20 protein-coding genes and 1 pseudogene are annotated in these 25,839 nt (G+C 72.9%); 9 read left to right on the top strand and 12 right to left on the bottom strand.

Annotation, left to right across the window (positions count from 1 at the left end; translation table 11 throughout):
- Window positions 1-159 precede the first annotated feature (159 nt).
- Entirely contained in the window at window positions 160-450 is a 291-nt protein-coding gene (locus BN3794_RS05835) for a hypothetical protein (RefSeq protein WP_066094699.1), read from the top strand.
- Between the two features lie 92 nt (window positions 451-542).
- Here BN3794_RS05835 and BN3794_RS05830 read toward each other — a convergent pair whose 3' ends face one another.
- The 4 genes from BN3794_RS05830 to rraA all read right to left on the bottom strand — a co-directional run bounded on the left by BN3794_RS05830 (window position 543) and on the right by rraA (window position 6,425).
- Entirely contained in the window at window positions 543-2,375 is a 1,833-nt protein-coding gene (locus BN3794_RS05830; RefSeq protein WP_066094695.1) for an ABC transporter ATP-binding protein, read from the bottom strand.
- 495 nt (window positions 2,376-2,870) lie between these two features.
- Window positions 2,871-3,707, bottom strand: a complete 837-nt coding sequence (locus tag BN3794_RS05825; RefSeq protein WP_066094692.1) for a plasmid replication/partition related protein — start codon at window positions 3,705-3,707, stop codon at window positions 2,871-2,873.
- A 626-nt stretch (window positions 3,708-4,333) separates the two neighbouring features.
- A complete protein-coding gene (locus tag BN3794_RS05820) occupies window positions 4,334-5,878 on the bottom strand; it encodes a serine hydrolase (RefSeq protein WP_066094689.1) in 1,545 nt (514 codons plus the stop codon).
- Between the two features lie 70 nt (window positions 5,879-5,948).
- Window positions 5,949-6,425, bottom strand: coding sequence for a ribonuclease E activity regulator RraA (rraA, locus tag BN3794_RS05815; RefSeq protein WP_066094686.1), 477 nt, complete (start codon window positions 6,423-6,425; stop codon window positions 5,949-5,951).
- Between the two features lie 823 nt (window positions 6,426-7,248).
- Here rraA and BN3794_RS05810 point away from each other — a divergent pair.
- Both BN3794_RS05810 and BN3794_RS05805 read left to right on the top strand, forming a co-directional pair.
- Window positions 7,249-8,082 carry a DUF72 domain-containing protein gene (locus BN3794_RS05810; protein ID WP_066094683.1) on the top strand — a complete coding sequence of 278 codons (834 nt, stop codon included), beginning with the start codon at window positions 7,249-7,251 and terminating at the stop codon, window positions 8,080-8,082.
- A gap of 36 nt (window positions 8,083-8,118) precedes the next feature.
- The gene (locus BN3794_RS05805; RefSeq protein ID WP_066094680.1) at window positions 8,119-9,039 is read left to right on the top strand and encodes a DMT family transporter; all 921 of its coding nucleotides are present in this window, start codon (window positions 8,119-8,121) and stop codon (window positions 9,037-9,039) included.
- 81 nt (window positions 9,040-9,120) lie between these two features.
- Here the strand turns inward: BN3794_RS05805 and BN3794_RS05800 are convergent, their stop codons facing one another.
- Window positions 9,121-10,989 (bottom strand): DEAD/DEAH box helicase, encoded by a 1,869-nt coding sequence (locus BN3794_RS05800; protein ID WP_066094677.1) that lies wholly within the window; start codon window positions 10,987-10,989, stop codon window positions 9,121-9,123.
- 144 nt (window positions 10,990-11,133) lie between these two features.
- Here BN3794_RS05800 and BN3794_RS05795 point away from each other — a divergent pair, with 144 nt between their 5' ends.
- Entirely contained in the window at window positions 11,134-14,085 is a 2,952-nt protein-coding gene (locus tag BN3794_RS05795; protein ID WP_066094674.1) for a ligand-binding sensor domain-containing diguanylate cyclase, read from the top strand.
- 98 nt (window positions 14,086-14,183) lie between these two features.
- A pseudogene (locus tag BN3794_RS15810) lies at window positions 14,184-14,396 on the top strand (RNA-binding S4 domain-containing protein); the annotation flags it as partial.
- A 243-nt stretch (window positions 14,397-14,639) separates the two neighbouring features.
- Here the strand turns inward: BN3794_RS15810 and BN3794_RS05790 are convergent.
- From BN3794_RS05790 to BN3794_RS05770, 5 genes are all read right to left on the bottom strand, one after another.
- Window positions 14,640-15,836 (bottom strand): mechanosensitive ion channel family protein, encoded by a 1,197-nt coding sequence (locus BN3794_RS05790; protein WP_066094671.1) that lies wholly within the window; start codon window positions 15,834-15,836, stop codon window positions 14,640-14,642.
- A 114-nt stretch (window positions 15,837-15,950) separates the two neighbouring features.
- Window positions 15,951-17,138, bottom strand: coding sequence for a 5-demethoxyubiquinol-8 5-hydroxylase UbiM (gene ubiM, locus BN3794_RS05785; protein WP_066094669.1), 1,188 nt, complete (start codon window positions 17,136-17,138; stop codon window positions 15,951-15,953).
- Between the two features lie 70 nt (window positions 17,139-17,208).
- Complete coding sequence (locus BN3794_RS05780; RefSeq protein ID WP_066094666.1) at window positions 17,209-17,610, bottom strand: MAPEG family protein; 402 nt, start codon at window positions 17,608-17,610, stop codon at window positions 17,209-17,211.
- 33 nt (window positions 17,611-17,643) lie between these two features.
- On the bottom strand, window positions 17,644-18,171 hold the full coding sequence (locus BN3794_RS05775; RefSeq protein WP_066094663.1) for a DUF4019 domain-containing protein: 528 nt from the start codon (window positions 18,169-18,171) through the stop codon (window positions 17,644-17,646).
- Window positions 18,172-18,239: 68 nt separating this feature from the next.
- Window positions 18,240-19,373 (bottom strand): COG3904 family protein, encoded by a 1,134-nt coding sequence (locus BN3794_RS05770; protein ID WP_066097042.1) that lies wholly within the window; start codon window positions 19,371-19,373, stop codon window positions 18,240-18,242.
- 136 nt (window positions 19,374-19,509) lie between these two features.
- On the opposite strand from BN3794_RS05770, the gene BN3794_RS05765 reads away from it, so the two are divergent.
- From BN3794_RS05765 to BN3794_RS05755, 3 genes are read left to right on the top strand one after another with little or no spacing between them, the layout of a single operon-like run.
- A complete protein-coding gene (locus tag BN3794_RS05765; RefSeq protein ID WP_066094660.1) occupies window positions 19,510-20,985 on the top strand; it encodes an AlkA N-terminal domain-containing protein in 1,476 nt (491 codons plus the stop codon).
- Complete coding sequence (locus BN3794_RS05760; RefSeq protein ID WP_066094657.1) at window positions 20,982-21,506, top strand: methylated-DNA--[protein]-cysteine S-methyltransferase; 525 nt, start codon at window positions 20,982-20,984, stop codon at window positions 21,504-21,506. The genes BN3794_RS05765 and BN3794_RS05760 overlap by 4 nt, the downstream gene beginning before the upstream one ends.
- 42 nt (window positions 21,507-21,548) lie before the next feature.
- Window positions 21,549-22,898 (top strand): alkaline phosphatase family protein, encoded by a 1,350-nt coding sequence (locus BN3794_RS05755; protein ID WP_078059609.1) that lies wholly within the window; start codon window positions 21,549-21,551, stop codon window positions 22,896-22,898.
- Between the two features lie 20 nt (window positions 22,899-22,918).
- Here the strand turns inward: BN3794_RS05755 and BN3794_RS05750 are convergent, their stop codons facing one another.
- Window positions 22,919-23,098: a 30S ribosomal protein THX gene (locus BN3794_RS05750; protein WP_066094653.1), complete on the bottom strand. Its 180-nt coding sequence runs from the start codon at window positions 23,096-23,098 to the stop codon at window positions 22,919-22,921.
- Window positions 23,099-23,211: 113 nt separating this feature from the next.
- A complete protein-coding gene (locus tag BN3794_RS05745) occupies window positions 23,212-23,631 on the bottom strand; it encodes a MerC domain-containing protein (RefSeq protein WP_066094650.1) in 420 nt (139 codons plus the stop codon).
- 112 nt (window positions 23,632-23,743) lie between these two features.
- On the opposite strand from BN3794_RS05745, the gene BN3794_RS05740 reads away from it, so the two are divergent.
- Window positions 23,744-25,783 (top strand): TonB-dependent receptor, encoded by a 2,040-nt coding sequence (locus BN3794_RS05740; protein ID WP_066094647.1) that lies wholly within the window; start codon window positions 23,744-23,746, stop codon window positions 25,781-25,783.
- The last annotated feature ends 56 nt before the right edge of the window (window positions 25,784-25,839 follow it).

The following is a 25,839-nucleotide window of genomic DNA, read 5'->3' as shown; positions in this document are numbered from 1 at the left end:
AATGCGCTCGTTGCCGTGGAGGGATCCCGAAGCATAGGCGTGGCCAGGGAAGAAGTAAGGCCGGATACGGCCATGCCGGCGGAATGCACCGGTCCAAATCCGCATGGTGTTCACCTGCCGCCTGCTACGGTCGAGCCCTCGCCACGATGGATGCCCGCCATGCCCACGCTGCACCTGCGCATCACCGGAACCGAAGACGACGTCCGCGCCTATACCGACCTGCTCCAGGGCACCGAGGGCATCGAGCACGTGGAGGAAGTAGCCGACCTGATGCCGCACATGGACGACGACGATTCCAGCTCGGCCGGCCTGAGCGACGACATCGGCCCGGGCACGCACCTGCTGGAGATCGTGTTGCCCGAACGCAAGGACGAGCGGGTGCGCGAGGCGGTCGAGACGCTCGCCATCCGCCTGGGCCTGGTGGTGGAGTTCGAGGACGACGACGAATGAAGCCGCGCCAGGACGCGGCGCCGGATCCGCCGCCAGGTGCAGGTACCGGGCCCGGCTAGATAACGGCCACGATCCCTGGTCCGTGGCTGCACTCAGCCCGCGGCGGCGACGAAGCCGCCGGTCTGCCGCGCCCACAGGCGCGCGTACAGGCCGCCACGCCGGAGCAGCTCGGCATGGGTCCCGGTCTCCACCACGCGGCCTTCGTCCATCACCACCAGCCGGTCCATGCGCGCGATGGTCGAGAGCCGGTGGGCGATGGCGATCACCGTCTTGCCGGCCATCAGCGTGTCCAGGCTGTCCTGGATCGCCGCCTCGACCTCCGAGTCCAGCGCCGAGGTGGCCTCGTCCAGCACCAGGATCGGCGCGTCCTTGAGCAGCACGCGGGCGATGGCGATGCGCTGGCGCTGGCCGCCGGACAGCTTGACCCCGCGCTCGCCGACATGGGCCTGGAAGCCGCGCCGGCCCTCGCCATCGACCAGCGTGTCGATGAAGCCGTCCGCCCGCGCCCGGGCCACCGCCTCGCGCAGCTGCGCCTCGCTGGCGTCGGGGCGGCCGTACAGCAGGTTGTCGCGGATCGAACGGTGCAGCAGCGAGGTGTCCTGGGTGACCACGCCGACCTGCCTGCGCAGGCTCTCCTGGGTGACTCCGGCGATGTCCTGGCCATCGACCAGGATGCGCCCGCGCTCCAGGTCGTACAGCCGCAGCAGCAGGTTGACCAGGGTGGACTTGCCGGCGCCCGAGGGGCCCACCAGGCCGATCTTCTCGCCGGGGCGCACCTGCAGGTCCAGCCCGGCGATCACTCCGGCGCGCCTGCCGTAGTGGAAATGGATGTCCTCGAAGCGCACCTCGCCGCGCGCCACCACCAGCGGCCGTGCATCGGCGCGGTCCTGCACGGTCAACGGCTGGGCGATGGTCTGCATGCCGTCCTGCACCGTGCCGATGTCCTCGAAGATGCCGTTGACCGTCCACATGATCCAGCCGGACATGTTGTGGATGCGGATCACCAGCCCGGTGGCCACGGTGATCGCGCCGACGCTGACCTGGCCGCGGCTCCACAACCACAGCGCCAGCGCGCAGGTGCCGGCGATCAGGAAGCCGTTGAGGATCGCGATGGACGTGTCCAGTGCCGTGGTCAGCCGGGTCTGCGCGCGGTGCCTGACCGCCAGCTCGTCGATGGCCTCGCGCACGTAGGCCTGTTCGCGGCCGGCATCGGCGAACAGCTTGAGCGTGGGGATGTTGGTGTAGCCGTCGACGATGCGCCCCATCGCCCGCGAGCGCGCATCCGAGGCGATCCAGGCACGGGTCTTCATCCGCGGCACGAAGTAGGCCATCAGCGCTACGTAGGCCAGCAGCCACAGCGCCAGCGGCGCCATCAGCCACGGATCGGCGCGGCCGAACAGCCACAGCGCGCTGCCTGTGTAGACCACGATGTACCAGAGCGCATCGACCATCTGCACCGCCGACTCGCGCAGCGAGGTGCCGGTCTGCATCACCCGGTTGGCGATGCGCCCGGCGAAATCGTTCTGGAAGAACGCCAGGCTCTGCCGCACCACGTAGTTGTGCATCAGCCAGCGCGCGCGGTTGCTGAGCCCGGGCACGATGGCCTGGTTGACCAGCAGGTTGTGCAGGGCGGTCAGCAGCGGCCGCGCCACCAGCACGATGGCGGCCATCCACAGCAGCTCGCGGCCGTGGCGGGCGAAGAAGTCCGGCCCCGGCCGCCCGGCCACCATGTCCACGATGCGGCCGAGGAAATCGAACATCGCCACTTCCACCAGCGCCAGCGCCAGGCCGGCCACCAGCGTGGCCAGCAGCAACGGCCAGATCGGACGCAGGTAGTGCAGGTAGAAGCGCCATACCGATCGTGGCGGCATGCGCGTTTCGGTCCTGGGGAAGACCTCGATCAGCGATTCGAACCAGCGGAACATCGGCGGGCGGAGCGAAGGGAAGAGCCGGAGTATCGCATCCGCCGCCGCCGTGCCCGGTCACGGGGGTCGCCGCGGGTGCGCCGGGGCAGCTGTAGGAGCGGCATAAGCCGTCAGGGCTTTGCCGGACCCGATTGGCGTCGAATGCCGCCCTTGCGCCTTTCCACCCGATGCCCTCCCCGCCAAGGCGGGAAACGCTTTGCGGGAGCCAAATGGCGGGTTATCCCGTGCCATGCCGCGGCACTGGCTCAAGTCGCCGGGTCCCCCCGCCTGACGAGCCATTCGGCGCATAAGCTGCGCGGGGACCTGGCACTGGCCAAGCTGCTGGAGGACTTCGAGATCCCCAAGGTGACCGCGGTGCGTGCGGCCCAGGCCGCCGCCGCGTTCGATTCGGTGAAAAGCCGTGGGGACGGGGGCCGGTTTCGACACGAACCCTGGCAGTGCGCGCCAACCGGGTGCCGGCAAGGCCCTCGCGGCGTGAGCCGCTCGCGCAAGGCCTCAGCCGCGCAGCCGCTCCAGCTGCGTCTGCAGCGTGACGACCTTGGCGCGCAGGTCGGCGTTCTCCTTCTCCAGCTCGGCCACGCGCTTGCGCAGTGCCTTCGCATCCATTGCCTCGTCGACGGATTCGCCCTCGGCCCGCGGCTTGCGCCGGGACTCGCGCACGCGCCGGGCCGCCTGCTTCAGCTCGTCCTTGCCGGCGATCGCCGCGGCGCGCTGCTCTTCCTCGGGCAGCGTCGCCACCGCGGCGGCGGCATTGATCGAGATCGCGCCGGCGCGGACCGCCTCCACCACCTCGGGCGCGGCCTGGGCGTGGATGCGCTCGATCATCACCACCTGGTTGCTGCTCAGGCGCGCCTCGCGTGCCAGTTCCGCGCGGCTGATCGGCGGCACGTCGTCCCACGGCGGGAGATCGTCGGTCGCCGTATCCGGCGCGGCCGTGTCGGCGGCCTGCGGATCGGCCGCCTGCTGCGCGCACAGGGCGGCGGCTTCGGCAGCGAGCTGCTCGTGCTTGCGCCGGCTCAGGATCTCGCGCTTGCGCAGCGCCAGCACGCCGCGCTGGAAGTCCGACACGCTGCGCCGGCCCAGGTGCTGCTCGATCATCCACAGGTGCACGTCCTCCATCGACTGGAAGCGGGTGTTCTGCACGGTGCGGAACGGCAGCCCGTGCGCGCGGCAGATGCCGTAGCGGTTGTGGCCATCGACCAGGATGTCTCCCCACAGCACCAGCGCATCGCGGCAGCCCTCGGCCAGCAGGCTGCGCTCAAGCGCCTCGTGTTCGTCGGGCGTCAGCGGGTCGATATAGGCCTTGAGTTCTTCGTCTACTACGATGTCCATGGAGTCGGCGGTGCAACGGGGGGCGCGCATTGTAGAGCGCCGTTCGCCGGCCGGGACCGCCATTCCGCACGGCAGTGCCGCCCGTTCGAGCGATGCGCTTGTACCGGTGCCAGCCCCCATCCCGGAAACCTCGGGCGCGCCCCGGGCCGACCGGCGATCCATGCCCCGGGACACCGCCTCCACGGCCGGCGTCGCGCCGGCGTCGGCGCATCCGTCGGGCATCGCCTCCCCGATCCGCCCATGGCGAGGCGATGCCGAGCCGTGGCCACGATCTCGATGCATGCCGTCGCCGGCGCTCCGCCCCCGCGGCGCCGATTCCGAGCGGACCGGCCACGACCCGCGCGATCCTGGCTGCGATCGCCGCCGCATACCGGCTTGGCCGAAGCCGCGGCACCGTCGCAATCCCGCCCCCCCCAGACAAGGCGGCTTTCCCGTCCAAGACGCGGAAGCCGCCGCCGCGTGCGCAAACCTGCGCGGTGTGACCTTCGCCCTCAGGTCCCGCACGCTGGGAGAGTGCGCAGGCCGCCACCCGCCGCGGTGCGGGCGGCGGCCCGATAGCCGCACTCGCGACCCGGGCCGCGGACGACACGCCCCCCGCGCCATGGCGGCGGTGCGGGGCCGCCTGGCTACGGCGCCGGCAGCGGCGTCAGCACCAGGTCCTGGAAGTCGAAGCTGAAATCGGTCAGCGGCGACACCGGCTGCATGCGCACCTCGCGCACCTTGCCGTCCGGATCCAGGGCGAAGGCGACGAAGGCATCGGCGTTGAGCGTGCGATCGTCCCAGCGCACGATGAAGGTGTCGTGCTGCCAGTGTTCCAGGGTGCCGGCCAGCAACGGCGTGTGCGCGAACTGCATGCGCAGCCGGCCGCCTTGCGCCGCGATGCGCACCTCGCCGTACCACGGGTCGCGGTAGGTGGCGGCGTAGCCGGCCAGCGGCAGCGAGGGCTTGCTGCGGGCGTCGCGCGCGGCCAGGTGCTTGCGCCAGCTGTCGTCGGCATTGTCCTGCGCCTTGGCCACCGACTTGGCGTAGGCCTCCACCCAGTCGGTCCGCGGCGCGTCCAGCAGGGCATCCAGCACGGTGTAGGTGACGGCGTTGAAGGCCGCGCCGACTTCCTGGTTGGTCAGCACGATCACGCCGATGTGCCGGTCCGGCAGCAGCGTCAGCCGCGAGACCATGCCCGGCCAGCCGCCGGTGTGCCAGACCAGTTTCTGGCCGCGGTAGTCGCTCAGGCTCCAGCCCTCGCCGTAGCCGGCGAAGTTGGGGGTGGCCGGCGCCAGCTCGGGCACCGACGGCCGCGCGATCGGCACCGGGGTGATGACCGACCACATCTCGCGCTGGCGCTCGGCGCTGAACAGCGTCCTGCCGTCGGGCAGCGTGCCGCCGGCCAGCTGCACGTTCATCCACTTGGCCATGTCGTGGACGCTGGAATACAGGTCGCCGGCGGCCCGGTTGTTGGACCAGCTCATGCGCTGCACCGGCTTGAGCTCGCTGAAATCGGCCTTGGCGTGGCCGACCGCGGGCTGGTCGGCCGGTCCCACCTTGTCGTTGAAGCGGGTGCCGGACATGCCCACCGGGTCGAGGATGTGCTGCTGCACGAAGTCCACGTAGGACTGGCCGGAGACCTGCTCGATCACCTTCTGCGCCACCGCGTAGAGGATGTTGTCGTAGGCGTAGCGGTCGCGGAAGCCGTTCTTGAGCGGCACGTGCGCCAGCTGCCCCACCACCTGGTCCACGCTGTAGTCGCTCGGCGGCCAGAACAGCAGGTCGCCGGCGCCCAGGCTCAGGCCGGACCGGTGCGCCAGCAGGTCGCGGATGCGCATCTCCCCGGTCACGTAGTCGTTGGACATGCGGAACCCGGGCAGGTGGTCGACCACGCGGTCGTCCATGCGCAGCTTGCCCGCGTCGGCCAGGATCGACAGCGAGGCGGCGGTGAAGGCCTTGGTGTTGGAAGCGATGGCGAACGGCGTGGTCGCGGTCACCGGCTCGGGCTTGCCGATCTCGCGCACGCCGTAGCCCCGTTCCAGGACGATCTGGCCGTCCTTGACGATGGCCACGGCGATGCCGGGCACGTCGAAGGTCTTGCGCACGCGCTCGACCTGCGCGTCCAGCTCCTGCAGCTGCGGCGGCAGCGGTTCCTGCGCCCGTGCCGCCATGCATGCCACCATCATCATCACTCCCGCGCCGAACCTGACCAAATCGTTGCTCCCGGTGGAACCGTGTTGGATGAAGGGTCCCGCCGGCTCAGGCCAGCGGCTGCGGCGAGACCAGGACCCCGTTGGCATCGGCATAGAGCCAATGCCCGGGAAGGAAATCGATGCCGGCGAACGACACGGGCACGTCCACCTCGCCCAGGCCGCGCTTGTCGGTCTTGCGCGGGCACGCGGCCAGCGCCTGCACCCCGAGCGGCAGCTCGGCCAGCACCTCCACGTCGCGCACGCAGCCATGGATCAGCAGGCCCGACCAGCCGTGCTCGACGGCGTTGCCGGCGATCTGGTCGCCGAGCAGCGCGCAATCCAGCGCACCGCCGCCGTCGACGACGATCACCCGCCCGCCGCCGGGCGCGCCGGCCAGCTCGCGCACCCGCGAGTTGTCGCGCGGGGCGCGCACCGTGACGATCATGCCCGCGAACGCGGTGCGGCCGCCGAAGCTGCGGAACAGCGGTTGGGCGACGGCCGCCTCGGGATGGGCATCGCTCAGGTCGGGGGTGCTCCAGGTCACGGAAACCTCGCAGGGTGGCGTGCCGCGATGGTAACGCGCCGGCCCCGGACTTCGCCCGCGCCCTGCCGCCCGGCCCGGCGGGCGCGCCCGGGCACGGCACACCGGGTACATGAGCTGGTCCAACAACCGGGCCACCGGCGCCCCGGGCACACCGGGCACACCCGATGCCCGGATGCCCGGATGCCCGGACGCCCCGATGCCCCGATGCCCCGATGCCCGGACGCCCCGATGCCCCGATGCCCCGATGCCCCGATGCAAGGATGCAAGGATGCAAGGATGCAAGGATGCAAGGATGTCCTCAGCGCGTGCTGGCGCCACCTCTACTCACGCGTCGCCGCAACGCGGCCATGACTATGACGATCGCAGGCAACATCCTGGCCAGCACCCGGGGAGCCAAGATCCTGCTGGCGCGCGACGCACGGACTGGACGATGCGCGGCGCCGCGGACGAATGGAAAGCGCGCACGAATGGACAGGACGAGAACAGCGCATCCCGGCCGATGTCGCGCCGCGAACGTCGAGCCCCACGCCGTGCGCCACGCCTGTCGATCCGCGCCCGGCACGGCCATCCCCGCACGCGGCCCATCCGCACAAGACAGGCGGCCCGATCCACCCGGCCGCGCCGGCGCCGGCCGAATTGACCGCGCCGCGGATGCGCATGCGAATGGGCACGCGAATGCGCTTCCCTGTCCTGCGCACCGCGGCACCAGGCCATGGGCACGCGCGATGTCCGCTTCCTCCTCCGGCCTTCGTCCCGGTTGCGCCGGGTCCTGGCGCGATCCCCGCTGGCACAATGGATCCCCGGCCCTGCACGACACCGCCACATGACCGACCTGTTCGATCCGCCCGCGCCTTCGATCGACGGCATCCACGTCGGCATCGGTGGCTGGACCTACGCGCCGTGGCGCGGCGGTGTGTTCTATCCGCCCGGGCTGGTGCAGCGCCGCGAGCTGGAATACGCCAGCCGCCACGTCGGCGCCATCGAGATCAACGGCACCTGGTACGGCCAGCAGAAGCCGGCGATCTACGCCGGCTGGCGCGAGCAGACCCCGGAGGGCTTCGTGTTCACCGCCAAGGCGCCGCGCCGCATCACCGCGGCCCGGCGCCTGGCCGGCAACCGCGCCCAGGTGGAGGACTTCGTCGCCGGCATCGCCGCGCTGGGCGACCGCCTGGCGGTGCTGTCCTGGCAGTTCGAGGACCGCGCGCGGCTGGATGCAGACGATTTCGCCGCCTTCCTGGAACTGCTGCCGGCCCGGGTCGAGGGCCGGCGCCTGCGCCACGCCATCGAGATGCGCGTGGCCGGCTTCTGGACCCCGGAATTGCTGGCCCTGGCACGGCGCCACGGCATGGCACTGGTCTATACCGATTCGCCCGACCATCCGTCCTGGGCCGACCTCAGCGCCGACTTCGTCTATGCGCGGCTGATGCGCAGCGCGCCCGGCATCGCCACCGGCTACCCGGAGCCGGCGCTGCACGACTGGGCGCGGCGCCTGCGGTGCTGGCGCGCCGGTGCCGACCCGGCCGAGCTGCCGCACCTGGCCGCGCCCGCCGACGGCCGGGCGCGGCGCGAGGTGTTCGCCTTCTTCATCGCCGCGGCCAAGCAGCACAACCCGGCCGCGGCCATGCGCCTGATCGAGCTGCTGCGCAGCGGTGCCTGAGCTGCCGCCGGCGCGGCGATCGGCGACAATGCGCCGATGCCCCACGACACCCGCCGCATCGCCCTGCTGCAGACCCATTTCTGCGTCCTGCTGTGGGGGCTCACCGCCATCCTCGGCAAACTGATCACCCTGCCGGCACTGGCGCTGGTGTGGTGGCGGATGCTGCTGGTGGTGGCCACCCTGGCGCTGGTGCCGCGGACCTGGCGCGGGCTGGTCGCGCTGCCTCCGCGCCTGCGCTGGGGCTACGCCGGCGTGGGCATGCTGGTGGCGCTGCACTGGCTGACCTTCTACGGGGCGATCAAGCTGGCCAACGCCTCGGTGGCCGCCACCTGCATCGCCCTGGCACCGGCGTTCACCGCGGTGATCGAGCCATGGATCGCCCATCGCCCGTTCCGCCCGCGCGAGCTGGCCTTCGGCATCGCGGTGCTGCCGGGCGTGGCCATGGTGGTCGGCGGCGTGCCGCACGGCATGCGCGTGGGCGTGATCGTCGGCGCCTGCTCGGCCCTGCTGGTGGCGGTCTTCGGCTCGTTGAACAAGCGCCTGGCCGGCGATGCCGACGCGCTCACCGTGACCGCGCTGGAGTTGGGCGCGGGCACCCTCACGCTGACCGCGCTGGCGCCGCTGCTGCCGTTCGTGCTGCCGCTGCTGGCCTCCAGCCCGTGGGTGCTGCCGGACCGGCACGACGCGGCGCTGCTGCTGGTGCTGGCCCTGGCCTGCACCCTGCTGCCGTTCGCCCTGGTGCTGGTGGCGCTGCGCCTGCTCAGCGCCTACAGCGTGCAGCTGATCACCAACCTGGAACCGGTCTACGCCATCGCCCTGGCCGCGCTGCTGCTGGGCGAACAGCGCGAGCTGACGCCGATGTTCTACCTGGGCGTGGCGATCATCCTCGCCGCGGTGTTCGTGCAGCCGCTGCTGGAGCGCTGGCGCCGCGGCGCGGCGCCCGTCGCCGGGCGCTGAGCCGCCCGCGCCGCGGATGCGGCGGCCCGACGGCGTACCGGCGTGCGGGCCGCGGCCGGCCGCACGCCAAGAGGCGCGACCTCAGTCGCGCGGGCGCGGCGGGCCCTTGCGCGGCGGCCTCGGACCGGCCGGGCGGCGCGGATGCGACGCATGCCCCGGCGCCTCGTCCTCGCGCGCATCGGCACCGACCTTGCGCATCTGCAGCTGCTGGCCGGAGACCCACACCTTCTTCAGGTGCTGCAGGATCTCGCGCGGCATCTCCGCCGGCAGGTCGAGCACGGAATGGTCGTCGTGGATGTCGATGCGGCCGATGTAGCGCGCCTCCAGCCCGGCCTCGTTGGCGATCGCGCCGACGATGTTGGCCGGCTTGACCCCGTGCACGTGGCCGACCTCGATGCGGTAGGTCTCCATGCCGAACTCCGGCGCCTCGCGCGGGGTGCGCGGCGCCTTGTCGGCCGCGGCGCGGGGCCGCCGTGGCGCCTCCCCGTCGTGCGCGGCGGCAGGGCCGCCCTCGGCACGCGGCGCGCGCACCGGACGCTCGCGCGGGCCGGCGGCGGCGTGCTCGCGGCGCGGCGGGCGCTCGCCGCTGGAGACCGCCGGACGCTCGCGGTGCACCGGCTCGGCCGTCTTCAGCAGGAACGGCGCGCCGCCCTGCGCCATGCGTGCCAGCGCCGCGGCGATGTCGGCCGGCGGCACGTTGCGCTCCTGCTCGTAGCGGCGCACCAGGCCGCGGTAGAACTCCAGGTCCTCGGCGCCGAGCGCGGCATCGATGCGCTCCAGGAACCGGGTCACGCGGATGTCGTTGACCGCGTCCACGCTCGGCAGCGCCATCTCCTCGATCGGCTGGCGGGTGGCGCGCTCGATCTGGCGCAGCATGCCCTTCTCGCGCGGGGTGACGAACAGGATCGCCTCGCCGCTGCGACCGGCGCGGCCGGTGCGGCCGATGCGGTGCACGTAGCTCTCGGTGTCGTAGGGGATGTCGTAGTTCAGCACGTGGCTGATGCGCTCCACGTCCAGCCCGCGCGCGGCCACGTCGGTGGCCACCAGGATGTCGAGCTTGCCGTCCTTGAGCTGCTGGATGGTCTTCTCGCGCTGGGCCTGCTGCATGTCGCCGTTGATCGCCGCGGCGGCCAGGCCGCGCGCGGCCAGCTTGTCGGCCAGCTCCTCGGTGGCGGCCTTGGTGCGGGCGAACACGATCATCGCGTCGAACGGCTCGACCTCCAGGATGCGGGTCAGCGCATCGAGCTTGTGCAGGCCGCTGACGTACCAGTAGCGCTGGCGGATGTTGGCCGAGGTCGTGGTCTTGGCGGCGATGGTGACTTCCACCGGCTCGCGCAGGTGGGTCTGGGCGATGCGCCGGATCTGGGTCGGCATGGTCGCCGAGAACAGCGCCACCTGGCGCTGCTCGGGCAGCGCAGCCAGCACCTTCTCCACGTCGTCGATGAAGCCCATGCGCAGCATCTCGTCGGCCTCGTCGAGCACCAGCGCCGACAGCCCGGACAGGTCCAGGGTGCCGCGGTCGAGGTGATCGATCACCCGGCCCGGGGTGCCGACCACGACCTGTGCGCCGCGGCGCAGCGCCGCCAGCTGCGGCCCGTAGGCCTGGCCGCCGTAGATCGGCAGCACGCGGAAGCCCGGCAGGTGCGCGGCATAGGTCTGGAAGGCCTCGGCCACCTGGATGGCCAGCTCGCGCGTGGGTGCCAGCACCAGCACCTGCGGCGTGGTGCGCGCCAGGTCCAGGCGCGAGAGCAGCGGCAGCGCGAACGCGGCGGTCTTGCCGGTGCCGGTCTGCGCCGTGCCGAGCACGTCGCGGCCCTGCATCAGCGCGGGAATGGTGGCCGCCTGGATCGGCGAAGGGGTTTCGTAGCCGACATCGGCGACCGCGCGCATGACGGGCTCGGCCAGGCCGAGGTCCGCGAAACGCGGCGGCACGGGGGTATCTTGGGACATGGGGACTCCGGAGGCACCGCCGCGAACGGGCGGGCAAAGATCCGTTATTGTGCCGGGCCGAGGGCCCGCTGTCGAAAACCGCCGCGGACGCCGTTCAGCCTGCCGCGCCCGGCGCGCACCGACGATCATGCCAGGGGCATCGAAATGCCTGCCTTCTCTCCGCCGCCATCGGCCGCCACCGCCTGCCCGTCCGGGCGGCGCGGCGGTGGCCGCTGGCGGCGCGGCTGGCGGGCACTGGCCCTGCTGGCCGCGCTGGCGTCGGGCCCGCTCGCGGCCGGGCCGACCCAGCTGCCGCTGCGCAGCTACGACCAGGACGGCGGGCTGACCACCCTGTCGGTGACGCGGCTGGGGCTCGATGGCGACGGCGACCTGTGGGTCGGCACCGAGATGGGCCTGTACCGCTACGACGGCCTGCGCTTCGTCGATGTCGGGCCCGACCAGGGCTTCGCGGTCTCGGAAGTGGTCGCGCTGGCCGACGGCGGCGAGCGCTTCTGGGTGGCCACCCGCGCCGGCCTGCAGTACCGGCATGGCCAGCGCTTCCGCACCGTGGCCGGTGCGACCGGTCCGATCCGCGCCGACCGGGGCCAGACCCTGGCCCCGCGCCCGGACGGCAGCCTGCTGCTGGTCTCGGGCCGGCGCCTGTGGCGGCTGTCGCCGCGAGCGGCGCCGGAGGCCGCCGGCTGGACGCTGGCGCCGGCCTTCACCCCCGCGCAGGTGCGCCAGCACCCGTCGCTGGCGCAGGTATCGGCCGTGTTCGCGCACGGCGACACGCTGTGGATGGGCTGTGGCCAGGCGGTCTGCCGGGTGCAGGGCGAGCGGATCGAGGTATTCGGGCCGGGCCAGGGCGTGCCGGCCGGCGACTGGCGGGCGTTCGCCGCCACCCGCGACGGCAGCCTGTGGGTGCGCAGCCCGCGCGCCCTGCGTCGCCTTCCCGCCGGCCAGTCGCGGTTCCTCGACCAGGACATCCCGGCCGGCAAGGGCGACGTGGCGGCCAGCAGCCTGGACATGGTCGAGGACCCGGCCGGGCGCCTGCTCACCCGCGACGCCCAGGGGCTGGCGCGCTGGGACGGCCGCCTGTGGGAACACTTCGGTACCGACGAGGGCATCCCCGACGTCGGCCTCTCGGCGCTGGCGCGCGCCCGCGACGGTTCGATCTGGCTGGGCACGTTCGGACGCGGCCTGCTGCACTGGGACGGCTACGACCGCGTCGAGAACTGGTCCTCGCGCCAGGGACTGGGCAGCCCGCTTACCTGGTCGCTGGCGCGGGTGGACGCCGATCATGTGTGGATCGCCCACGAACAGGGCGGCAACGTCATCGATGTCCGCGACGGCACGGTGCATCCCTGGCCGCTGCAGCTGGCCCCGCCGCTGCAGGCGCGCACGCTCGTGACCGACGGCCGGGGCCGGGTCTGGGTATTCCTGTTCGACGGCCGGATCCTGCGCTACGACGGCACCGACGGGCGCACCGTGGCGGTGTCGCGGGTGCCGGACTTCGTGCGTACCGGCTTCCGCGACCGGGCCGGCCGGGTGTGGGCCGCCGGCATCGACGGCCTGTACCGGGTCGGGGACGATGGCCAGGCCCGCCGCGAGGCGCCCGGCGTGATCCCGCCCGGCATGTGCTCGGACCTGGCCGAGGACGACGGCGGCACGCTGTGGGCCGCATGCAGCAGCGGCCTGTACCGGCGCGCGCCCGAAGGCCCCTGGCGGCGCGTGGACGTCGTGTCCGCCGGCGCCTCGCCCGAGGGCTACGAGCATGTCGCCGTGGCCGCCGACGGCCGGGTATGGCTCAGTTCCACCGAGCCGGGACTGTACGAGGGCCGCATCGAAGGCCCGCGGCTGCGCCTGGCGGCGGTGACCGACCCGCTGCTGGCCACCAGCCGCTTCTATTTCCTGCGCCTGGACCGCCAGGGCCGGGTGTGGGCCGGCGGCGGCCATGGCGTGGACGTGCTCGACCACGACCACTGGACGCGCCTGACCCGCAGCGACGGCCTGGTGTGGAACGAGATGGACCACAACGCGTTCCTCGCCGACGACGACGGCAGCGTCTGGCTGGGCACGGCCAACGGCGTGTCGCGGCTGCTGGCGCCGGACGCGCTGCTGCGCTCGCGCACGCCACAGCCGCGCATCCTGTCGCTGCGCTACGGCCAGGCCGTGCTCGATCCGGCACGCGCGCACACGCTCGCCGCCGGCCGCCCGCTGGACCTGCGCCTGGGCGCCCTGGGCAACGAGACCGGACGCCCGCTGCAGTTCCGCTATCGCCTGCTGGGACTGGACCAGGACTGGATCCAGACCGATACCCCGGTGCTGCGCTACCCGCCGCTGGCACCGGGGCGATACCGCTTCCAGCTGCAGATCCTCGATGTCGACCGGCGTGCCCTGTCGCCGCTGCTGGGCTTCGGGCTGGACCTTCGTCCCCCCTGGTGGGGCAGCGCCTGGGCCCGGGCCATCGCCGCGTGCCTCGTCCTGCTGCTCGTCGCCGGCCTGTGGCGCTGGCGCCACCGCCACCTGCTGGCACGCAACCGCCGCCTGGAGCAGGCGGTCGCGGCGCGTACCGCCGAACTGGAACAGGAGAAGCGCGAGCTGGAACGCACCCAGCGGCAACTGCGCCACCAGGCCACCCACGACGAGCTGACCGGCCTGCCGAACCGACCGGCGATCATGCAGGAACTGCGCGCACGCCTGGCCGCCGGCGACCCGGGCGTGGCGGTGGCCCTGATCGACATCGACCACTTCAAGCGCATCAACGACCGCTATGGCCACCTGGCCGGCGACCAGGTGCTCGCCGACCTCGGCCAGTGGCTGGCCCGCCACGCCCCGGACGGCTGCCGCATCGGCCGCTACGGCGGCGAGGAGTTCCTGCTGCTGTTGCCGGCCGCCGATGCCGGGCAGGCCCTGGCGGTGCTGCATCCGTTCCGGCAGGCGCTGTCGCGCGCCGTGCATCCCCGCCAGAGTCCGTCCGAGGCGGTCACCTGCAGCATGGGCATGGCCTGGGCCGAACCGGGCACGCCGGTCGAACGGTTGCTGGAACGCACCGACCGCCGGCTCTACCGCGCCAAGGGCCGTGGCCGCGACCACCTGGTCGCGGACGGCGACTGAGCGCGACGCCACGCGCGGCGGGCCACCGGACTGCGGGCCCGCCCGGACCCGCCGCGGGAGGATAATCGCCGTCCCGCTCCTTCCCGTCCCCGCCCGCCATGCAGACCCTGGATTTCGAACTGGACCGCGACTTCGTCGAACTCAACCAGCTGCTCAAGCTGGCCGGCATCGCCGACAGCGGCGGCCAGGGCAAGGCGATCGTGGCCAGCGGCGCGGTGTACGTGGACGGGGCGCAGGAACTGCGCAAGACCGCCAAGATCCGCGCCGGCCAGGTCGTGGAGCTGGACGGCATGCGCATCCGCGTGGTCGCCGGCTGCCTCCCCCGCCTCCTCCGCCGCGCGCCCGGCAGCTTGCCGGTGCCGGTGCCGGTGCCGGTGCCGCCGTGGGCGTGGGCGTGGGCGAACACGATCACGCGTCGTACGGCTCGGCCCCGAGGATGCGCGCCGGCCTCCACGGGAACCGGTGACCCAACGCGCCGACGGCACGGATGGCATCCGCAGGAGCGGCGCATCGGCGGCGGGATCGCCCGCTTCGAGCGCGGGCGATCGCATCGCTCAGGCCGACGGCCGCCGTTCCTGGATATCCAGCTGCGACGGCCGCGGGTAGTACACCGGCGAGGTCAGGTCCACGCCGGCCTCGGCGAACACCGCCTGCACGTTGAAGCGCAGGTCCGAGTAGATGTACGGCAGCCGCAGCGGCTTGCGGGTGTAGGCATTGAGCTCGTAGCGCGCCACGGTGTTGTCCAGGCCCACGTGCATCACGTACGGCGCCGGGGTCTGCTCCAGTTCCGGCGTGCGCCGCACCGCCTCCATCAGCAGCGGCTCGATCTTGGCGAACGGCACCTGGTAGCCCAGCGCCACCGGCATGTGCAGGATCACCCCGTCGCCGGCCGCCATGCCGCTGTAGTTGACCATCTGCCCGGCCAGGATCTGCGCGTTGGGGATGGTGACGATCTCGTTCTGCGGGGTCTGCACGCGGGTCAGCAGCAGGCTGCGCTCGATCACCCGGCCCTCGGTCTGGGCGATGCGCACGTAGTCGTCCACCCTGTACGGGCGCATGTAGGTCAGCACCACGCCGGAGACGATGTTGCCCACCGCCGAGGACGAGCCCAGCGACACCAGCACGCCGAGGAACACCGAGATGCCCTTGAACGCGCCGGAGCTGGACGCCGGCAGGTACGGGAAGATCACGATCACCAGGAACACGATCACCAGCATCTTGGCCAGCTGGTAGGTGGGCTCGGCCCAGTCCGGGTGGAACCCGCGGAAGCGCACGTTGCCCAGCGAGACCTGGTGGAAGAAGAAGTGGACGCCGCGCAGCAGCACGCGCACCACCAGCACCGCGAACACGATGAACAGCAGCTTGGGGATGTAGCGCACCACGCCCAGCGCGACCTCGGCCATCGGGTCGGCGATGGCGTCGAGAAGCTGGGTCTCCATCAGCTGGGTGGACGGGAAGAAGTGCAGCGCCACGATCAGCCACACGCCCAGCATCCACAGCGCGCCCAGCCAGCGCACCCCGGCCAGCAGCGTGCGCAGCAGGGCCACGATGCGGTCCTCGCCCAGCAGCACCACGCGCTGGAAGCGGATGTCGCGGATGCGCGTGCCCTTCCAGTCGCGCACGCGCCCGCTGAACTTCTCCAGCCCCTTCCACCATGCCCAGATCAGGAACGCGGTGACCGCCAGCGCGCCCAGCGCATACAGCAACGGCAGCCAATCCGACGGCGACAGCCAGCTCTTCCAATTCTTCACGACGATCCCGCGATGCCTGCGCGACGCCTGCCTGCGCGCGCTTCCGTGGCCGATTCTAGTGGCCGTCCCGCCGCGACCGGGTCAATGCCCGGTCAACGCCTGCCGGCGGGCGTGTCAGTGGAGCTGCGCACCGCGCTGGGTCAGGTGCGCGGCGATGGCGCGCTTGAACGGCGCCACGCCGTTGGCCAGGCGCAGCGCGGCGTTGCGCAGCGCGCGCGCCGGCAGGCGATCGTCGGTGTAGAGCGCGGCGATGGCGTTGGTGGCCTCGTACAGCGGCCGGGTGGCGCGCCGGTGCGCGCGTTCGTAGCCGGCCAGCAGCGCCGCGTCGGCGATGTCGCCGCCACCGCGGGCCGCGGCCAGCAGCGCGCGCGACAGCCGCTCCTGGCTCTGCAGGCCGAAGTTGAAGCCGTGCGCGGTGACCGGGTGCATGCCGACCGCGGCATCGCCGATGAGCGCGTAGCGCGGCCCGACGAAACGGTGGGCGTAGACGCCGACCAGCGGATAGGCATGACGGCTGCCCTCCTGGGTCATCGGCCCCAGCCGGTGCTCGAACAGGCGGGTGATGGCGGTGCCGAAGGTCGCCTCGTCCATCGCCAGCAGCGTCTCCACCGCCCGCGGCGGCAGCGTCACCACCGCGCCGGCGCGCTCGCCGTTGAGCGGCAGCAGGGCCAGGGTCTTGCCGTAGCCGAACCATTCCCAGGCAGCATGGTGGTGCGGCAGCGCGTGGCGCATGCGGCACACCAGCATGGTCTTGCCGAAATCGCGCATCTGCGCGCCGATGCCCATCATCCGGCGGGTGCCGGAGAAGCGGCTGTCGGCGGCGACCACCAGCCGCGCCGACAGCACCCGGCCGTCGGACAGCGTCGCCTCGGTGTGGGTCGGGCCCGGCGCCAGCGCGGTGACCGCGCACCCGTCCAGCAGTTCCAGGCCGGCCTGGCCCTGCACGGCCTGCCAGGCGCTGCGGCGGATCAGGTGGTTGGGCACCAGCCAGCCCAGGTCGCCGCCCTGCCGCTGCTGCGCGGCGAAGGTCAGCGCAAACGGCGAGGAACCGTTCATCACCCGCGCATCGCGCAGCGCGGAGATGTCCTCGACGGGCAGGAACGCCCACTGGCCCAGCCGCTCCATGATCGCGCGCGAGGCATGGGTCAGCGCGATCTCGCGCCCGTCGAAGACGGGCTCGGCCAGCGCCGCGCGCGGCTGCGGGTCCACCAGCGCCAGCGAAAGGCCCGAGCCGGCCAGCGAACGGGCGAAGCTCAGGCCCACCGGGCCGGCGCCGACGACGAGTACATCCACCTTCTGCATGCGTAGTTCCGTGTTCCCTGCGATGGCGGCGCAGCCTAGCGTGCCGGCCGGCGCGACATGTTGATCTGGATCAGCCCGCGGCGGCCAGCAGCGACCACAGCAGCAGCACCACCCCGACCATCGACACCGCCCAGATGGCGCTGCGCAGGTACGGGATGCCGGCCGCGTAGACCGGCACATAGGCCAGCCGCGCCCAGAAGTACAGCTGCACGGCCAGCGCGCTGCGCCCGTCCTGGGCGCCGGCGAACATCACCGCCAGCACCGCCGCGGCGAACAGCGGGAAGGTCTCGCGGTAGTTGGCCCAGGCCCGCTCCAGGCGCCCGGCCACGCCTTGCAGCGGCGCGACCGCGCCATCGCGCGGGCCTGCATTCCAGGCCGCTCCGCGCTGGCGGGTGGCCATCACCGAGGCCAGGCCCAGTTGCAGCAGGCCCAGCACCATCGCCCAGCCCAGCATCCTCAATTCGATCGCCATGCGCTTCGTCTCCGTTGTCGCCGGTCGCCGCGCTCAGGAACGCGGCGGGACCCGCAGGTTGTAGCCGGACAGGCGCCAGACCTTGTCCTCGTCCAGGCGGAAGGACACCAGCTCGCGCACCGGCCGTGGCGCGTTGGCGAAGCGGGTGGCGAAACTCACGTTGACGTACAGGCCCTCCGGCACCTGCGCGCCGGGCCCGAAGCGGGTCCGGCTCACCGAGGCCTGGCCACGGCCCACCAGCGCGCCGACCTGCGCCCGCGCCTGCTGCACCGCCGCCAGGAACGCCTCGCGCGTGACCGCCTTGCGCACCACCGGCGAGGCGCCGTCCCACAGCGCCGCGACCTGGCCGCCATCGATCATCTGCGCCGCCTTCAGCGCCGCGCGGGTCATTTCCGCGTCCTGGCGCTGCAGCGCCGCCTGCTGGCCGGCCGTGGCCGCGCCGCCGGCCGCCGGTACCGCGACCCGGGCCGGCGCAGGCGTGGACGGGGCCTGCGCCGGTGCCAGCACGGGCAACACCAGCAACACGCAGGCGGGCAGCAACAACGGGCGAATCGGGCGCATGGCGATAATGGTCGGGCCGTCGAGGGCGCGAGTCTAGCGGGCCGCGCGGGACGGCCGCGTGCACGCCCTCAGCCGCCCGGGGCCGGCGCGGATGCCGGGACGGCGGCGGACGCGGGCGCCGCCTCGGTCGTGCCGGCCACCGCATGCACCGGCCGCGGCAGCGCCAGCGGATCGTCGGCCTCGGCCAGCGGGCTCTCCTGCGGGCAGCCCGGATCGGGAAAGCCGAAGCGCTGCTTGAGGGCCTGGCCGCAGGTGGTGACCGCGTCCACGTCGGCCTGCTCCTTGCGGCACTGGCGCTCGAAGGCGGCCAGGAAGGCGTCCTTGCGGCGCACGAAATCCTCGCCGCACTTGCGCATCTGGCGGATCCGGTCGAGGTCGTCCTGCACGGCGTTGGTGCCGTCCAAGCCGTATTCGCGCAGTTCCTCGTGGGTGAGCAGGCGCACGCTGCGGTTGGGCACGGTCATCATCAGGTCGGCCACCGCCACCGCCACGCCGTTGCGCTGCAGGTAGTCCTTGACGTTGGCGTAGACCTCCTGCAGCTCGCGGTTGAGCTCGGCGCGCGAGGTGGCGGTGGAGCTGATGCGCATCATCCGGTGGATGCCGACCTGGCCGGCGATCAGCCGGTTGTCGCCGGCGGCGAGCACGAACACGCAGGCGCTGTGGCAGATCGAGCCCTCGCGCACCCATATGGTCCAGCCCGACTCGCCGATGGCGTCGCCCGCCCGCACCGCCGACTCGACCTGGCCGCCGCTGGAGTCCAGGTCGAGGATGCGGTGGTCGATGTGCGCCGCGTCGGCCAGCAGCGCCACCCGGCGCACCAGCTCGGCGAAGCCGTCGTTGATCTTGCCGGCGTAGCGCAGCCGCAGCAGCCCGCCGTCGGCGCACGGCGCGAGCGCATCGTGCAGGGTGTCGTGGTCCAGCGCCGCCACCGCGGTGCCGTCGCCGCCGTCGCCGGTGTAGTCGGTGGCGCAGGATATCCAGGCCTGGCCGTTCTGCAGCTCGGCCGCCGGCCATTGCCCCTTGTCGGCGGCCGGCAACGGAGCCGGGGCCGGCACCTGCATGTCGATGGACACCATGTGGTCGCCGTCCACCGCCGCCTGGGCGAGGACCCCGGCCGGGGCCGGCGTTTCCGGCGTGCGCGAACAGGCCGCCAGCAGCGCGAGCAGGCACGACAGCCAGCGGGACCAGCGGGAAAAGCACATCGGCAGGGCGGCCACGGAGAAGATGCGGGCAGTCTAGTGCCGCCGCATCCGGGCGGACGCAATCCCTCCTGAATCCGCCAGGCCCATGTCCGGAAACGGCCAGTGCCGCCCGCGACGGCGGCATAGACTGCCGGCCATGGACGCCTCCGCCCTGCCCGACCGCTCCGTCTGCGAACGTGCCCGCCTGGCCCGCGACGCGCGCTTCGACGGCCTGTTCTTCACCGCGGTGCGCAGTACCGGGATCTACTGCCGCCCGGTATGCCCGGCCCCCGCGCCGCGCCCGGACAACGTGCGCTACTACCCCAGCGCCGCGGCGGCATCCGCCGCCGGCTACCGCCCGTGCCTGCGTTGCCGCCCGGAACTGTCGCCGCCGGCCTGGCAACGCCATGACGAGGCCGCCCTGCGCCAGGCACTGGCGCTGATCGGCGAAGGCGTGCTCCAGGACGGCGGCATGGCCGGGCTGGCGGCCGGGGTCGGCGTCGGCGCGCGCCAGCTGCAGCGGATCTTCGTGCACCGGCTCGGCGCCACGCCGGTGCAGGTGCACGCCACGCGCCGGCTGCTGCTGGCCAAGCAGCTGCTGACCGAGACCGCGCTGCCGGTCACCCAGGTGGCCCTGGCCGCCGGCTTCAACAGCCTGCGCCGCTTCAATGCCGCGTTCCTGGCCGGCTGCGGGATGCCGCCCACGGCCCTGCGCCGGCAGCGACCGGCCATCCCCGGGCACCGGGAGGGGCTGGTGCTGCGCCTGGCCTACCGCCCGCCGCTGGATTTCCCCGCGCTGCTCGCATTCCTGCGCCGCCGCGCCATCCCCGGCATCGAGCGCGTCGGCAGCGACCGCTACGAGCGGGTCGTGGCGATAGGCGACCGTGCGCTCACCCTGTGCGTGCAGGCCGTACCGCGCCGCGACGAGCTGCGCCTGCACATCGGCGGCGTGCCCGATCCCCGCGCCATCCCGGCGCTGGTGCGGGGCGTGCGCCGGCTGTTCGACCTGGATGCCGATCCCGCCGCGGTGAACGCCACGCTCGCCGCCGACCCGCTGCTGGCGCCCTCCGTGCGGGCCCGGCCCGGCCTGCGCGTACCCGGGGCCTGGGACGGCTTCGAGATCGCCGTGCGCGCGGTGCTCGGCCAGCAGGTCTCGGTGGCCGCGGCGACCACGCTGGCCGCACGCCTGGTCGAACGCCATGGCCGGCCGCTGGCCGCCGCGGCGCCGGGGCTGGACCGCGCCTTCCCGACCCCGGACAGCCTGCACCAGGCCCCGCTGGAGGCGCTGGGGCTGCCGCGCAGCCGCGCCGCCACGCTGCGCGCGCTGGCGGCGGCCTGCGCCGACGGCAGGCTGGACCTGCGCGGCGGCCAGCCGCTGGAGCGGCTCGTCGCGGCCTGCAGCGCCCTGCCCGGCATCGGCGAATGGACCGCCCACTACATCGCCCTGCGCCTGGGCGAGCCGGACGCCTTTCCCGCCGCCGACCTGGTCCTGCGCCGCGCCCTCGGCGCCGGCGGTCCGCTCACGGCGGCCACGGCCCAGGCCCGCTCGCAGGCCTGGCGCCCGTGGCGCGCCTATGCCGTGCTGCACCTGTGGCACGGCGTTCCCGATTCCGTGCCGAGGAACCTCGCATGAACCCGTCCCTGTACTACGACCGCTTCGACAGCCCGGTCGGCCCCCTGGTCCTGGCCATCGACGGCGCCGGCCTGCGCCACGTCGTGTTCGAGCACGCCCGCCATGCGCCGGACATGACCGGCTGGAGGCACGACCCGGCGGCGCTGGCGCCGTTTCGCGACCAGTTCCTGGCGTTCCTGCACGGCCGCCGTCGCGACTTCGACCTGCCGCTGGCGCCGCAGGGCACGCCGTTCCAGCACGAGGTGTGGCGGGCATTGCGGCAGGTGCCCTTCGGCGCCACCACGAGCTACGCCCAGCTGGCCGCGCGGATCGGCCGCCCGGCCGCGGTGCGCGCGGTCGGCGCGGCCAACGGCCGCAACCCGCTGGCCATCGTGGTCCCCTGCCATCGCGTGATCGGCCGCGACGGCCGGCTGACCGGGTTCGCCGGCGGCCTCGCCGCCAAGGCCACGCTGCTGGCGCTGGAAGGCCACGCCCTGCAGCACGCCGCCGCCGCGGCGACGGCCGCCACCCACTGCCGCTGACCGACCCGCGGGCGTCATCCACGGCCGCTATCATCGGCGGCCATGACATCCCCCCGTTTCCTGGCGGGCGCGGCCTGCGCCCTGCTGCTGGCCGCCTGCGCCACGCCGTCCCGGCCGCCCGTTTTGCCACTGCCCGCCGCGGCCACGGCGATGCCGGCCGGGACGCCGCCGGCCACCGTGCTGCTGGTCTCCATCGACGGGCTGCGTGCCGACGCGGTCACCGCCGCGCAGGCGCCGAACCTCGCCGCGCTGGCCGCTGGCGGGGTGCGTGCGCGCTGGATGACCCCGTCCTATCCGTCGCTGACCTTCCCCAACCACTACACGCTCGTCACCGGGCTGCGCCCGGACCACCACGGCATCGTCAACAACGCGATGCACGACGACGCACTGGGCGAGTTCAGCCTGACCGACCGCCAGGCCGTCGGCGATGGACGCTGGTGGGGCGGACAGCCGCTGTGGGTGGGCGTGATCCAGGCCGGTGCGCGCGCCTATACCTGGTCCTGGCCCGGCAGCGAGGCCGCCATCGACGGCGTGCGCCCCACCCGCTGGCAGCCCTTCGATGCCCGCGTGCCGATCGACGCCCGGGTCGACCAGGTACTGGGCTGGCTGCGCGAGCCGCCGGGCGAACGGCCGCGGCTGGCGACCCTGTATTTCGACCAGGTCGATCATGCCGGCCACGAGCATGGCCCGCAGTCGCCCGAGTACGCGCAGGCGGTGCGCGAGGTGGACGCCGGCATCGGCCGGCTGGTCCGGGGCCTGCATGCGGCCGGGCTGGAGGAGGCGGTGGACGTGGTCGTCGTGTCCGACCACGGCATGGCCACCGTGCCCGCCGGCCAGGTGATCGCGGTGACCGACATGGTGCCGGCCGCCGTCGCCGCGGCGGTCTCGCCGGGCCAGTCGGTCGGCTTCCGGCCGCTCCCCGGCCGCGAGGCCGACGCCGAGCGCGCCCTGCTCGGTCGCCACGCCCACTACGCCTGCTGGCGCCGCGGCCAGCTGCCGGCGCGCTGGCACTACGGCACCGATCCGCGCATCCCGCCGATCGTGTGCCAGATGGACGAAGGCTGGGACGCGGTGAAGCCGGACCTGGCGGCCCGGCGCCTGGCCGCCGGCACCGTGCGCGGCTCGCACGGCTACGATCCGGCGCTGCCCTCGATGCGCGCGGTGTTCATCGCCCGCGGGCCCTCGTTCGCCCGCGGCCTCGTGCTGCCGGGATTCGACAACGTCGACGTCTACCCGCTGCTGGCCCGGCTGCTGCAGATCCCGGCGGCCCGCAATGATGGCGATCCCGACCGCCTGCTGCCCGCGCTGACGCCGTCGCTGCGCGGGGACGCCGCCGCTGGGGATGGCCATCGCGGCGGCAAAAAAAACGCGGCGCAAGCGCCGCGTTCTTGACCCAAGGGGCAATGCCCGGCTCAGCCGGCCTTGGCGACCGTCTTCTTGGCCACGGTCTTCTTGGCGGCCTTGACCACGGTCTTCTTGGCCACCGGCGCGGCGGCACCCACGGCCACCTTGCTCACCACGTGGCGGCGGGCGTTGCCGTAGCTGGAGCTGTAGCGCTTGCCCTTGGCGGTCTTGCGGTCACCCTTACCCATTGCGATTACTCCTGAAAATAGCTGGTGGACTGGTCCGCGCCGCTCCGGCCAGCGAAGCGCGCGAGGCCTGGAAGACTACCACATGCCCCCGCCGCCCCGGCCTGCGCGGCCGTTCAGTGGGCGCACTGCGGACCGTGCACGTGGCCGTGGTTCAGGCGCAGGTTGAGCAGGTGCGCGGCGCCCACCAGCATGCCGCCGAGCGTCATCACCAGCGCGTGCGGCCAGCGCGAAGCGTGCAGCGGCGGGTACAGCACGCCCGCCCACAGCAGTGCCAGCCCGAGCACCAGCACGCCGAGGGCGCGGAAGGTGCGGTGGTGCCGGTAGCTCCAGCCCAGGCTGCACAGGCCGAGGCCGCTCACGAACGCCACGAATCCGATCTCCAGGCCATCGTCGAGCAGGAAGGCCAGCCCCAGCGAGGGCAGCAGCGCCAGCAGCATCGGCAACGCCGCGCAATGCACCGCGCACAGCAGCGAGCCGGTGGCGCCGAAGCGATCGAGCCAGTGCGACAGGGAACGGGAGCGCGATGGGGGCATGACGTCTGGCAGGTGGGCAACCGGATATGAAATATCATAACATGTTGGAAATCCGTGGGAGCCCCGGCCGCCTCGCCCTCCCCGGTTCCCCTTTACCAGCAAGGTTTCCCACATGCGATCCCATCCCCCCGTCATCCGCCGTTCGTTGCTGTCGCTGTCCCTGGCCGCGCTGGTCGCGCCGCTGGCCGCCCAGGCCCAGGAGGCCCCGCCGGCCACCGATACCCGCCACGCCGACACCCACGCCAACCGCCATGCCAAGGACCTGGACGCGGTGATCGTCACCGCCAGCCCGCTGCGCGACGCGGCCAATGCCGTCAGCCGGCCGGTGGAAGTGCTCGGCGGCGAGCGCCTGGACGAGGCCCGCGGCGCCGGCGCCAGCCTCGGCGAGATCGTCTCCACGCTGCCCGGCGTGCAGAGCTCCAACTTCGGCCCCGGCGTGGGCCGGCCGGTGATCCGCGGCATGGACGGCCCGCGCGTGGCCGTGCTCAACGACGGCCTGTCCAGCCAGGACGTCTCCACCGTCAGCCAGGACCACTCGCCGGCCGTGGAACCGTTCCTGGCCGACCAGATCGAGGTGCTCAAGGGCCCGTCCACCCTGCTGTACGGCTCCGGCGCCATCGGCGGCGTGGTCAACGTGGTCGACGGGCGCATCGCCGAGACCCCGGTCGATGGCTTCAGCGGCCGCGTCGAGGCCCGCTTCGACGGCGGCGACAAGGACGGCAACACCGACATGTTCCGCGTCGATGCCGGCAACGGCAGCGGCCTGTCGATGCACGCCGACGGCGTGTACCGCAATGCCAAGGACTACGACACCCCGCGCGGGCGCCAGGACAATTCCTTCATCGACACCAAGTCCGGCTCGGTCGGCACCTCGCTGTCGGGCGACTGGGGCTTCGTCGGCGTGTCGGCCTCGCGCTTCCACGACAACTACGGCAACCCGGGCGAGCCCGGCGACCTGGCCGAGGGCGAGCGCGGGGTGTGGCTGCAGATGCACCAGGACCGCTACGAGCTCAAGGGCGGGCTGAACGACCCGTGGGGCGAAGGCAGCTCGCTGCGCTACAGCTTCGGCCACACCAAGTACGAGCACATCGAGTTCGAGGGCGACGAGGTCGGCACGTCCTTCAGCAAGAACGCCAACGAGGGCCGCATCGAGGCGGCGTTCAGCGCCGGCGGCTGGAAGAGCGCGATCGGCCTGCAGGGCGCCGATTCCACCTTCGAGGCCGAGGGCGAGGAATCCTTCGTGCCGCGCACCGACACCAAGTCGCTGGGCCTGTTCGCGGTCGCCCGCAACGAGTGGGGCCCGCTGCAGGCCGAGTTCGGCGCGCGCGTGGACCAGGTCAAGTACGACACCGCCACCGGCATCTCCCGCGACTTCCACCCGGGCAGCGTCTCGCTCAGCGGGGCCTGGCGCTTCAACCCGAACTGGCGCCTGACCCTGAACCTGGACCACGCCGAGCGCGCGCCGGCCGAGGAGGAACTGTTCGCCGACGGCCCGCACATCGCCACCCTCGCCTACGAGGTCGGCAACGCCGACCTGAAGAAGGAGGCCGCCAACCAGATCGAGCTGGGCCTGAACTACCAGAGCGACTGGGTGGACGCCAAGCTCTCGGCCTACTACAACCGCTACAACGACTTCATCTACCTGGTGGACACCGGCGAGGGCTGGTACTGGGACGAGGAGGACGAGGACCTGCCGATCCGCCAGTGGAGCCAGGCCGACGCCCGCTTCCACGGCCTGGAAGGCGAAGCCACCTTCCACCTGGCCAACAACGCCAACGGCGCCTGGGACCTGCGCGTGTTCGGCGACACCGTGCGCGGCAAGCTCGCCGACGGCGGCAACCTGCCGCGCATCGCGCCCTCGCGCGTGGGCGCGCAGCTGCGCTGGGAGAACAACGCCTGGCGCGCCTCGCTGGGCGCCACCCGGGTCAACAAGCAGGACAAGGTCGCCGAGAACGAGACCCCGACCGCCGGCTACACCATGGTGGACGCGCACGTGGCGTACCACATCGATGCCGGGCGCACCTCGTGGGAGGTGTTCCTGGACGGCAACAACCTGACCGATCAGGTCGGCCGCGTGCACACCTCGTTCCTCAAGGACGACGTGATCCTGCCCGGCCGCAACGCCTCCTTCGGCGTGCGCCTGTTCTTCTGACCGCCCCTGCGGCGGCGATCCAAGGGGCGCGGCGCCAAGGCCGCGCCCCTTTTCGT

Origin of the sequence: Xanthomonas massiliensis (assembly GCF_900018785.1) — a bacterium.
Taxonomy (GTDB): Bacteria; Pseudomonadota; Gammaproteobacteria; order Xanthomonadales; family Xanthomonadaceae; genus Xanthomonas_B; species Xanthomonas_B massiliensis.
Note: the sequence above shows the minus strand (reverse complement) of the source record. Positions and strands in the feature narration are given on the sequence as shown.

What these genes read in the sequence shown, in the direction of transcription:
- BN3794_RS05835 (WP_066094699.1), top strand. Translation starts at nt 160, where the DNA reads ATGCCCACGCTGCACCTGCGCATCACCGGAACCGAAGACGACGTCCGC.
- BN3794_RS05830 (WP_066094695.1), bottom strand. Translation starts at nt 2,375, where the DNA reads ATGTTCCGCTGGTTCGAATCGCTGATCGAGGTCTTCCCCAGGACCGAA.
- BN3794_RS05825 (WP_066094692.1), bottom strand. Translation starts at nt 3,707, where the DNA reads ATGGACATCGTAGTAGACGAAGAACTCAAGGCCTATATCGACCCGCTG.
- BN3794_RS05820 (WP_066094689.1), bottom strand. Translation starts at nt 5,878, where the DNA reads ATGATGATGGTGGCATGCATGGCGGCACGGGCGCAGGAACCGCTGCCG.
- BN3794_RS05810 (WP_066094683.1), top strand. Translation starts at nt 7,249, where the DNA reads ATGACCGACCTGTTCGATCCGCCCGCGCCTTCGATCGACGGCATCCAC.
- BN3794_RS05805 (WP_066094680.1), top strand. Translation starts at nt 8,119, where the DNA reads ATGCCCCACGACACCCGCCGCATCGCCCTGCTGCAGACCCATTTCTGC.
- BN3794_RS05800 (WP_066094677.1), bottom strand. Translation starts at nt 10,989, where the DNA reads ATGTCCCAAGATACCCCCGTGCCGCCGCGTTTCGCGGACCTCGGCCTG.
- BN3794_RS05795 (WP_066094674.1), top strand. Translation starts at nt 11,134, where the DNA reads ATGCCTGCCTTCTCTCCGCCGCCATCGGCCGCCACCGCCTGCCCGTCC.
- ubiM (WP_066094669.1), bottom strand. Translation starts at nt 17,138, where the DNA reads ATGCAGAAGGTGGATGTACTCGTCGTCGGCGCCGGCCCGGTGGGCCTG.
- BN3794_RS05780 (WP_066094666.1), bottom strand. Translation starts at nt 17,610, where the DNA reads ATGGCGATCGAATTGAGGATGCTGGGCTGGGCGATGGTGCTGGGCCTG.
- BN3794_RS05775 (WP_066094663.1), bottom strand. Translation starts at nt 18,171, where the DNA reads ATGCGCCCGATTCGCCCGTTGTTGCTGCCCGCCTGCGTGTTGCTGGTG.
- BN3794_RS05770 (WP_066097042.1), bottom strand. Translation starts at nt 19,373, where the DNA reads ATGTGCTTTTCCCGCTGGTCCCGCTGGCTGTCGTGCCTGCTCGCGCTG.
- BN3794_RS05765 (WP_066094660.1), top strand. Translation starts at nt 19,510, where the DNA reads ATGGACGCCTCCGCCCTGCCCGACCGCTCCGTCTGCGAACGTGCCCGC.
- BN3794_RS05760 (WP_066094657.1), top strand. Translation starts at nt 20,982, where the DNA reads ATGAACCCGTCCCTGTACTACGACCGCTTCGACAGCCCGGTCGGCCCC.
- BN3794_RS05755 (WP_078059609.1), top strand. Translation starts at nt 21,549, where the DNA reads ATGACATCCCCCCGTTTCCTGGCGGGCGCGGCCTGCGCCCTGCTGCTG.
- BN3794_RS05750 (WP_066094653.1), bottom strand. Translation starts at nt 23,098, where the DNA reads ATGGGTAAGGGTGACCGCAAGACCGCCAAGGGCAAGCGCTACAGCTCC.
- BN3794_RS05745 (WP_066094650.1), bottom strand. Translation starts at nt 23,631, where the DNA reads ATGCCCCCATCGCGCTCCCGTTCCCTGTCGCACTGGCTCGATCGCTTC.
- BN3794_RS05740 (WP_066094647.1), top strand. Translation starts at nt 23,744, where the DNA reads ATGCGATCCCATCCCCCCGTCATCCGCCGTTCGTTGCTGTCGCTGTCC.